This window comes from Candidatus Latescibacterota bacterium (assembly GCA_019038625.1).
Classification (GTDB): Bacteria; Krumholzibacteriota; Krumholzibacteriia; order Krumholzibacteriales; family Krumholzibacteriaceae; genus JAGLYV01.
Genome location: JAHOYU010000058.1, coordinates 1 through 8,785, shown reverse-complemented (window position 1 = coordinate 8,785; position 8,785 = coordinate 1). Strand labels below are relative to the sequence as shown.

Sequence of the window (8,785 nt, the reverse complement as noted above, 5' to 3'; positions counted from 1 at the left end):
ACAGGAGATATCGGTGAGGCCTATGCCATCGGTGGGATCGAGATATCACAAGGAGGCGATAACATCACAGAGTTTGATTTTCTGGAGATCCAGGCTGCTTCGGACGGTGATGTCTTTGATGTGACTTCGATCGTCTACGATTCGCTCGGTAATACTCACAACCTGATGGTCTCGTTCAACAAGGTCCCGGACGTGAATATCTGGAACTGGACAGCTTCGGTAGACGGGATCGGTCAGATCACCGGCGGTTCGACCGGTGTGGCCAGGTTTACATCGGGCGGCCTTCTCTCTTCTTTTACTACCGACGGAGCAACGGGCATGATCGAAGTGGATTGGGGTAATGGTGCTGCCCCTTCATCTGTAATGCTCGATCCTGGCGATGTAGGTTCTACGAGCAGCCTCTCCCAGTTCACACAGGGTTACTCGGTACGTATGAACGATGTGGACGGGATGGGGATGGGCACTCTACAGACCATATCGATTAATAGAAGCGGTATAATAAATGGCCAGTTCTCGAACGGAACAAACAGGGACCTTGCCCAGATCGTCATGGCCGATTTCAACAACCCAAGCGGCCTGAACAGGGTCGGGGAAAATATGTTCATCTTCAGCCCGAACAGCGGAACGGCAAACTTTGTTTATGCCGGCACCAACGCTCGCGGGATGATCACTCCGGGAGAGCTCGAGATGTCTAATGTCGATCTTGCCGGCGAGTTCACAGAGATGATCATCGCCCAGAGGGGGTTCCAGGCTAATGCCAGGATCATATCCGTCGGTGATCAGATGTTGACCGAGCTTGTAAATCTCAAGAAGTAGGTTGAAATATGATCAAAGTCACCCGGCTTGACGGCAGGCAATTGATCGTGAATGCTGACCTCATAGAGGAAATTGAAGAAACGCCCGATACGATCATCAGTTTTACGACCGGGCGGAAGATCATGGTCAGAGAGACACTGGACGAAGTCCTGAACAGGGTGATGGAGTACAGGAGCAGGTTCCCGGTATACGCCGTCCCCGCCGGGGGCGAGGGTTGGAGACACCATAGCGATATACACGAAGAGGATTTGGAATAACAGTCGGGTAATAATACTGCGATTGCGGAGGGTAAATTGGATTTCGCGACGATCATAGGTCTGCTTGTAGGACTCAGCCTGATCTCCATTTCGATCATCCAGGGTGGTAACGCGGCCGGATTTATAAACGTACCTTCACTTCTGACGACGATCGGTGGCGCACTTTCGGCTACATTGATCAGTTTTCCGCTGAAGACCATGTTCAGGGTCTTCAGTGTCACGATGAAGACTTTCATGCACAAGGACAAGACTCTGAGCGAGGCGATAACGTCGATTGTAGGTTACGCGGAAAAAGCCAGAAAAGAGGGAATGCTCTCCCTGGAGGAAGAGGCAGAGAATGAAGAGGACCTGTTTCTGCAGAAGGGGTTGATGCTGGCTGTCGATGGTACCGAATCGGAATTGCTCAGCGCGATCATGTATAACGAGATGGCTTCGGTGGAGAGCAGACACGAGGAGGGGCAGAACATTCTGAAGACCATGGCCACCTTTTTCCCCGCATTCGGAATGATCGGCACGCTGGTCGGACTGGTGCAGATGCTCAGTCAGATGAACGATCCGAGCAAGATAGGCCCCGGTATGGCCGTAGCCCTGCTCACCACATTCTATGGGGCTTTCGCGGCGAACCTCGTTTGCCTCCCTCTCGCCGAGAAATTGAAAGGCAGGTCGATGAAGGAGATCCAGAGGATGGAATTGATCCTCGACGGTATTATGGCAATCAAGTCTGGAGACACACCGAGAGTGGTAGGCGAGAAACTTAAGGCTTTCGTATCTCCCCGGGAAAGAGCCCTGATAGATATGGACGACAAGAAAGCCTAGGAGAAGAGATATGGCCAGGAAGGGCAGGAAAAAATGCAAAGCCGGCGAACAGGGGGCTCCCGCATGGATGGTCACCTACGGCGACCTCATGTCACTTCTGCTCTGTTTTTTCGTGATGCTTGTCAGCATGTCTTCGATTACAGAATCGAAATTCCGTGAGGCTATGGGATCGCTTCTTGGCGCTCTCGGAGTCATGAGTTTTGATTCGACGCCCTTAAGGATGGAAAATTTGACCAAGACCGAGAGATATGATGAAGAGATAGAGAGGATCCGAGAGGAATTCAACGAGTTTAAAATGTATTTGAAAGACGAAGGGCTCGACGAAGTCATTGAAGTGTTCGAGACCGACGAGGGTATGTTGATAAGGATGGAGGATCCGGTCCTTTTTCCCGTGGGAAGGGCGGAGATGAATGATACGGGAAGGGAGATACTGAAGAAACTGACGTTTATGCTGATCGATTTTGAATCCGATATCAGGATAGAGGGTCACACGGATGACATCCCTATCAATACTTCGAAGTTTCCATCGAACTGGGAACTCTCGGCAGGCAGGGCGATCAGTGTCCTTCGGTTGATGAACTCCAGCGGAGTTCCGGGCATCAAGCTGACGGCGATCGGGCGGGGGGAATATCACCCGATCATAGAGAACACATCTGATGAGAATCGGAGTCAGAACAGGCGAGTCGAGATATTCGTTGATTACAAGGAGATGATGAAAATCAGAGATCTCAGGGGATTACCGATCCAGGAGGAAAATAATGGCTGATGAAGAAAAAGGCGAAGTCGAGGAGAAAGAGAAAAAGAAAAAGAAGAACCTGTTGGCAAACCCTATTGTGCTTATAGCAATAATCGTGGTCTTCCAGGCATTGATCGCCCTTATGATGGTCAAGATGCTCGGTAGTGACAAAGCCGATGTGGATGCTCGACCGGTGGAGGAAAAAGAAGTCCTGGCAGAGGAAAAAACGCGTGGAACGATCGTGATGCTGGAGAATATCGTCGTCAATCTCAAGGAACGCGAGAAGCTCTATTATCTCAAGATGACAATAGGGGTCGAAGTCCCTGACAACGATGTCAAGGATGAGGTCACGGAAAGACATGCGCAGCTCAGGGACGATGTGATATCGCTTCTGTCCGGCAAGAAAGTCTCGGACATCGATACTCTGGAGGAGAGGAATCTTCTCAAAGTGGACATTACGCGCCGGATCAATGAATCACTGATCACAGGCGATATTATGCAGCTCTATTTTTCAGATTTCGTGATTCAGTAGAGGAGAAGACGTGTCGAGGCTGTTATCACAGGCTGAAGCGAACGACCTGATAGGGTCTATCCAGACCGGGACGATCGATCTAGAACCATTCAATCTCGGTTCGATAATCGATTCCGTGTCGTATGATTTTACGAAACCTCACTCTTTGTCGAGAAGTTTTACAAACAATCTCGCGACGATCAGTGACGGATTTTCAAAGGCGGCGTCTATGACCCTGTCGACATATTTAAGGGCGTCGATCACCGTTACTCCTCTGGAACCGAGGCATATCCTTTTTCAGGAATTCGTGAACGATGCCGGCAACCCGGCCTGTCTGGGTATTGTCAATCTCAATCCTCTCAGGGGGCAGAGTGTCCTGGAGATCGAAGCCCCGATCATATTCTCTCTGGTGGACAAGTTGATGGGCGGCTCTGGAGAGACTCTCGATCAACAGCGAGGATTTACGGAGATCGAGATCAGGGTAGCCACCAGAGTGATGGAAAAACTGCTGGCTGATTTTGCTGCGGGCAGTAAGAGATTCATCGATATGAGACCAGCCGTATCGAGGATAGAACACAATCCCGAATACGTGAACATATGCGCGAGCAGCGAGAGGGTCGTTACTCTGGATTTTGAGATAAACATGGGGCAGTTTACGGGGATGATCCATTTCGGCATACCTATCTCGTCGTTTGAATCCGTCATCGAACTTCTCGATCCGGTGGATGAACAGCCCGAACGCTCTCCTGAGGAACGCCAGCAGGATGTCGAGATATTGAAGGATACATTGAGGAGAGTATCTCTGGGGGTGAGAGTCGATATCGGAGAGACCAGGATACCGATTTCAAAGGTAAGGAATCTAAGGGAAGGTGATGTAGTAGTGCTGGATAACAGGGTCACGGACCCGGTGGATATTGTCATCGAGGGAAAAAGAAAATTCAAGGGGATACCCGGTCTTGTAAATGGCAAGAAAGCCGTAAGATGGACATCTGTAAATATCGAAGGAGGCGGAGGTGGCGACTGAAAAAACTACTGAGACACCGGACAATATTGATACGACAGGAGAAGAGATCGTAGAGGATATTGCCGGTCAGGATGCCGCCCGGGATAATGACCTTGCCGGTGATGTGGATGGTCCGGATGTTGCGTCAACCGGAGCAGAGGACATGGAAACGGGTTCAGAATCCGAAAATAGTCCAGAAACTGGCCAGTTGGCCGGACAGAATTTATCGGATAGTGACGGGACAGGTGAAGACATGGTCGACGAATCGATTTCCAGCGTGATTGACGAGCTCGAAAAGGGCGGGGTGGCTCCCGAGCAGGTTCTGGAGGAATTTACGGCTGCGGCCGTCCCGCAGAATGTGCAGCAGCCGACCGGTGTCGACAATATAAGTATGCTTATGGATGTCGATATGACGGTCAGGGTCGAGCTGGGAAGATCGAAGAGATCTGTCGAAGAGATCATGAACCTCAATCCCGGAATGGTTATGGAACTCGACAGGAAAGCCGGAGATACGGTTGACCTGTACCTGAACGAGAAACTCTTCGCCGAAGGTGAAGTAACGGTGGTGGACGGTAATTTTGCAATAAGGATCACACGCCTGATCAGTCGTTTGTAATGGCAGGAGCGCGACTATGAAGAATATATGCAGATCGGTTACGACATTCGTAATAATGATATCTCCAGGAGTTGCCATCGCTTCGGAAAGTGATTCGATCGTACCGAGCGCAGGCAGGCTCATAGCAGCGATTATTGTCGTTGCGATGCTGATATATGCTTCGATCTTCTTTCTGAAACGGCTTATGATGAAGAGCGGAGGAAAGCGGAGCGAATCGATGAATGTGATCGGCTCATGCACCCTGGGGCAACGCAGCCGGTTGTGCATGGTCGAGGTGGCCGGCAGGGTCCTTCTTCTGGGCGTCACTCCTCAGCAGGTCTCATCGATAGCCGAGTTCGAGCCCTCCGAGATCGAGACGGAGCAGCCCGATTCCAGGGCCAGGAACTTCATCCGCCATCTCACCGACATCACTGCGTTGAAGCGGAGCGCCAAGTGATCATCCAGAGGATGATTATTTGCCGGTTTTTCAGCTCCGATTTTGTTTCCGACTGAAACAATCCCCGGGGTACTGCAGATTCTTCCCCCTGACTTTCTGATTCACCTTCACATCACATTTGATGACAGCATGATACACAGGGAGGAATATTTTTCCTCTCCGATTCCTTCATTTTCCTCCTCTCCGCTGTGGCATATCAATTGCCCTTGATACAGGGAAAGCTTTTCCCTTTGAGGATCATTGAGAGAGCATGGAGAACCGGATTTGAAAGAAAGAAAAAAGATTCATATTCCTGCAGTTGTCGTTCTTGTGATGATCGTCGTCTTGTCGACGACGGCATTTGCCCAGGAGCAATCAGGACAAGGAACGGGTAATATATCCCTGCCTGGATTGACGACCGGACAGGAAGGCGATGGAGAGAAACGACTCAGCCTGCCTGTCGAGATCGTTCTGGGACTTACAGTCCTTTCTCTTGCTCCCGCAATCCTGGTAATGATGACCTCTTTTACCAGGATAATTGTAGTCTTCAGTTTCATAAGACAGGCTCTGGGAACCCAGCAGATGCCACCGGCTCAACTCCTTATAGGACTTGCGATCTTTCTGACGGCGGTCATCATGATGCCGGCCTTCACAGAGATCAACGATACTGCACTTCAGCCTTATCTCAGTGAGGAGATCACGAGGGACGAAGCGGTAGAGAAAGGGTTCGTCCCGATCAGAACGTTTATGCTGGGGCATGCAAGGGAAAAGGATATAGCTTTATTCATGAAAATGAAGGGAGCGGACGCGCCGGTCACTCCGGAGACTCTGTCGGCTTCTATCCTCATTCCAGCATTCGTGATCAGTGAACTCAGAACAGCCTTTCAGATCGGTTTTCTTATTTACCTGCCGTTCCTGGTCATAGATATGGTCGTGGCGAGTGTCCTGATGTCTATGGGTATGATGATGCTTCCCCCGGTGATGATATCGCTGCCGTTCAAGATATTGCTTTTCGTCCTTGTGGACGGTTGGCACCTGCTGGTCCAGTCCCTTATAACCGGATTTTTGGGATAGGTGATGAGATGACTACTGATGCCGTGATAGAGATCGGGAAAAACGCGCTTTACGTGACTCTGCTTGTAGCTTCGCCGATGCTGCTTTTTGGCCTTATCGTCGGGATGCTGATCGGGATATTCCAGGCGGTCACACAGATCAACGAGATGACACTTGTGTTTGTTCCGAAGATCCTCGCCGTATCACTGGCGATCGTGATCTTTATGCCCTGGATGCTCAGGATACTGGTCTCGTTTATGACGAAGATATTCACCAGAATAGCACAGCTTTAGTGAGGAAAGATGTTTGATCTCAGCTACAACATATCCGATATGATCTGGTTTCTCCTTATTCTTGTAAGGGTCGCTACCATTATTTTCGTTATGCCCGTGTTCGGTGCCAAGTTCTTACCTTCACAGTGGAAGATAGGGTTCGCCGTCATTCTCGCGGTCCTTCTCAGTATGGTGATCCATCCACTGGAGCAGAACGCCAGGCTGGCGACCGCGGGGGGATTGATGTTGGGAGTGGGAAGCGAGGTAATGATAGGCCTGGTTCTCGGCCTTACCACTGGGTTTATCTTTTATTCGGTCATGCTCTGGGGGCAGTTGATCGGAGCGCAGATGGGGCTCGGACTGGCCAACATCGTCGATCCGACCGCGGGGGGCGACATATCGGTAGTGTCCCAGTTTTATTACATGTTCGCGATCGTCATTTTTCTTTCTATCGACGGCCACCATATGCTCATAAACGGCATGCTCGATTCCTACGATTATTTTCCAGCGGGCGCGATGACATTCCCCTTTAAAAGCCTGAGATCTTTCATTGAACTCTCAGGCAGCATCTTTACCGTGGCAGTCCAACTCGCGGCGTCAATGATCGTCCTCCTTCTGCTTGTCAGTACGATTCTTGGAGTGATCGCGAGGACCGTTCCCCAGATGAACATCTTTATAGTCGGATTTCCGTTGAAATTGTTCGTGGGGCTGCTTGGCCTCGTATTATCTGTGCCCTACATCACGAAAGCGCTTATCGACCTTTTCAGAAGAATCCCGGTCGATCTGGCTGCAGTACTCGGTTCCTGACCGGAAGGAGGTGAAGCATGGCTGAAAGCAGTGGAGCAGGCGAGAAGACTGAATCGGCATCTCCCAAGCGGAGACGCGAGGCTCGAGACAAGGGGCAGGTGGCGAGAAGCCAGGAGGTCAATTCGCTTATCATTCTTGCCACCGGCACCATGCTTCTTCTCGGACTGCATGGACACATCGTGTCTGGAATAGAACATATATTCAGAAGTTCATTCAACACTTCGCCCGCGACCGTAGAAATAGCTAATATCGTTTCGATAGCCAAAGGCCTTTTTAGTTCGTTTTTTTCGATAGTCCTTCCCGTATTTCTCGGGATCATCGTGGCCGGGCTGGGAGTGAATCTCAGTCAGGTCGGATTCCATGTGACCACGAACGTTCTTACACCAAAGCTCGAAAGGATCAATCCTCTCGAAGGCTTCAAGAGGATATTCTCATGGAAATCCGTGATCGAGACTATGAAGGGGCTCATCAAGATCGGGGTGATCTCCTACATCGCGTATAGAGGCCTGCGTCCCACGATAGACAGGATACTCGCTCTTTCGATGTCTTCATCACCCGACCTGATAGGTACGTACCTGCAGGTAGCGTTGATCGTAGTAGTCCGAGCCCTCGTCGTGATGGTAATCGTGGCCGCGCTGGATTACGCGTTTCAGTACTGGCAGCACGAGAAATCGATAAAAATGACACTGAAGGAAGTAAAGGACGAGTTGAAGGAGACCGAGGGGGACCCCCTTGTAAGGGAGAGAGTCAGGAGCATCCAGAGGGAGATGTCCAGGCGCCGCATGATGGAAGACGTAAAGACTGCCGACGCAGTCATTACGAATCCGACGAGCTTCGCCATAGCTATAAAATATTCCCAGGGCATGCAGTCTCCGAAAGTCGTAGCCAAGGGCAGGAAACTCCTGGCTGAGAAGATCAAGAAGATCGCTTTGGAAAATGGAGTAGCAATCGTAGAGAACAAACCTCTTGCAAGGGCTTTGTACAAGGCGTGCAAGATCGGAGGTTTCGTCCCGGTCCATCTTTTCAAGGCTGTGGCAGAGATACTCGCGTACGTATACAGCCTCAAGGACAAGAACCGGAGATGACAAATCCGGTGTGAAAGGTGACAGGTGTGGCTGAAGCAATACTGAAAAAATCGATCATAGAAAAGTTGTCAGGAGGTTCGAACCTGCTCAATGCGTTCGGAATGATCGGTATCGTCGGATTGATGGTAATGCCAGTACCGCCTATGGTCCTCGATATCCTCCTTACTTTCAATATAACGTTCGGATTGATCATTCTTCTCGTGACGATCTATGTCAGGGAGCCCCTGGAATTCTCGGTCTTTCCCTCTCTTTTGCTTATTGTGACGATGTTCAGGCTGGCCCTTAACGTTGCATCAACCAGGCTTATCCTGTCGAGAGGATACGCGGGAGAAGTGATATCCTCCTTCGGCAACTTCGTTGTGCAGGGTAATTATGTGATCGGACTGGTGATATTTCTG

At 50.4% G+C, this 8,785-nt stretch carries 13 protein-coding genes; all 13 read left to right on the top strand.

Going from position 1 to position 8,785, the window contains the following annotated elements; all coding sequences use genetic code 11:
• Nucleotides 1-816: flagellar hook-basal body complex protein (locus KOO63_04295; GenBank protein ID MBU8921024.1), on the top strand; the 816-nt coding region annotated here is incomplete at its 5' end.
• 8 nt (nucleotides 817-824) lie between these two features.
• The gene (locus KOO63_04290) at nucleotides 825-1,073 is read left to right on the top strand and encodes a flagellar FlbD family protein (protein MBU8921023.1); all 249 of its coding nucleotides are present in this window, start codon (nucleotides 825-827) and stop codon (nucleotides 1,071-1,073) included.
• A gap of 36 nt (nucleotides 1,074-1,109) precedes the next feature.
• A complete protein-coding gene (locus tag KOO63_04285) occupies nucleotides 1,110-1,889 on the top strand; it encodes a motility protein A (protein ID MBU8921022.1) in 780 nt (259 codons plus the stop codon).
• Nucleotides 1,890-1,899: 10 nt separating this feature from the next.
• Entirely contained in the window at nucleotides 1,900-2,655 is a 756-nt protein-coding gene (locus tag KOO63_04280) for a flagellar motor protein MotB (protein MBU8921021.1), read from the top strand.
• Complete coding sequence (locus KOO63_04275) at nucleotides 2,648-3,157, top strand: flagellar basal body-associated FliL family protein (protein ID MBU8921020.1); 510 nt, start codon at nucleotides 2,648-2,650, stop codon at nucleotides 3,155-3,157. The genes KOO63_04280 and KOO63_04275 overlap by 8 nt, the downstream gene beginning before the upstream one ends.
• Nucleotides 3,158-3,167: 10 nt before the next feature.
• Complete coding sequence (locus KOO63_04270; GenBank protein ID MBU8921019.1) at nucleotides 3,168-4,160, top strand: FliM/FliN family flagellar motor switch protein; 993 nt, start codon at nucleotides 3,168-3,170, stop codon at nucleotides 4,158-4,160.
• Nucleotides 4,150-4,755 carry a FliM/FliN family flagellar motor switch protein gene (locus tag KOO63_04265; protein MBU8921018.1) on the top strand — a complete coding sequence of 202 codons (606 nt, stop codon included), beginning with the start codon at nucleotides 4,150-4,152 and terminating at the stop codon, nucleotides 4,753-4,755. Before KOO63_04270 ends, KOO63_04265 begins: the two co-directional genes overlap by 11 nt.
• A gap of 16 nt (nucleotides 4,756-4,771) precedes the next feature.
• Nucleotides 4,772-5,191: a flagellar biosynthetic protein FliO gene (gene fliO, locus KOO63_04260; GenBank protein MBU8921017.1), complete on the top strand. Its 420-nt coding sequence runs from the start codon at nucleotides 4,772-4,774 to the stop codon at nucleotides 5,189-5,191.
• 312 nt (nucleotides 5,192-5,503) lie between these two features.
• On the top strand, nucleotides 5,504-6,244 hold the full coding sequence (gene fliP, locus KOO63_04255) for a flagellar type III secretion system pore protein FliP (protein ID MBU8921016.1): 741 nt from the start codon (nucleotides 5,504-5,506) through the stop codon (nucleotides 6,242-6,244).
• 8 nt (nucleotides 6,245-6,252) lie between these two features.
• Entirely contained in the window at nucleotides 6,253-6,516 is a 264-nt protein-coding gene (gene fliQ, locus KOO63_04250; protein ID MBU8921015.1) for a flagellar biosynthesis protein FliQ, read from the top strand.
• 9 nt (nucleotides 6,517-6,525) lie between these two features.
• A complete protein-coding gene (gene fliR, locus KOO63_04245; protein MBU8921014.1) occupies nucleotides 6,526-7,302 on the top strand; it encodes a flagellar biosynthetic protein FliR in 777 nt (258 codons plus the stop codon).
• A 17-nt stretch (nucleotides 7,303-7,319) separates the two neighbouring features.
• Entirely contained in the window at nucleotides 7,320-8,387 is a 1,068-nt protein-coding gene (gene flhB, locus KOO63_04240) for a flagellar biosynthesis protein FlhB (protein MBU8921013.1), read from the top strand.
• A gap of 26 nt (nucleotides 8,388-8,413) precedes the next feature.
• The coding region (locus KOO63_04235) for a flagellar biosynthesis protein FlhA (protein ID MBU8921012.1) at nucleotides 8,414-8,785 on the top strand (372 nt) is incomplete at its 3' end.

Coding starts and splice junctions, on each gene's coding strand:
- fliQ (MBU8921015.1), top strand. CDS start 6,253: ATGACTACTGATGCCGTGATAGAGATCGGGAAAAACGCGCTTTACGTG.
- flhB (MBU8921013.1), top strand. CDS start 7,320: ATGGCTGAAAGCAGTGGAGCAGGCGAGAAGACTGAATCGGCATCTCCC.
- KOO63_04275 (MBU8921020.1), top strand. CDS start 2,648: ATGGCTGATGAAGAAAAAGGCGAAGTCGAGGAGAAAGAGAAAAAGAAA.
- KOO63_04280 (MBU8921021.1), top strand. CDS start 1,900: ATGGCCAGGAAGGGCAGGAAAAAATGCAAAGCCGGCGAACAGGGGGCT.
- fliP (MBU8921016.1), top strand. CDS start 5,504: ATGATCGTCGTCTTGTCGACGACGGCATTTGCCCAGGAGCAATCAGGA.
- fliR (MBU8921014.1), top strand. CDS start 6,526: ATGTTTGATCTCAGCTACAACATATCCGATATGATCTGGTTTCTCCTT.
- fliO (MBU8921017.1), top strand. CDS start 4,772: ATGAAGAATATATGCAGATCGGTTACGACATTCGTAATAATGATATCT.
- KOO63_04290 (MBU8921023.1), top strand. CDS start 825: ATGATCAAAGTCACCCGGCTTGACGGCAGGCAATTGATCGTGAATGCT.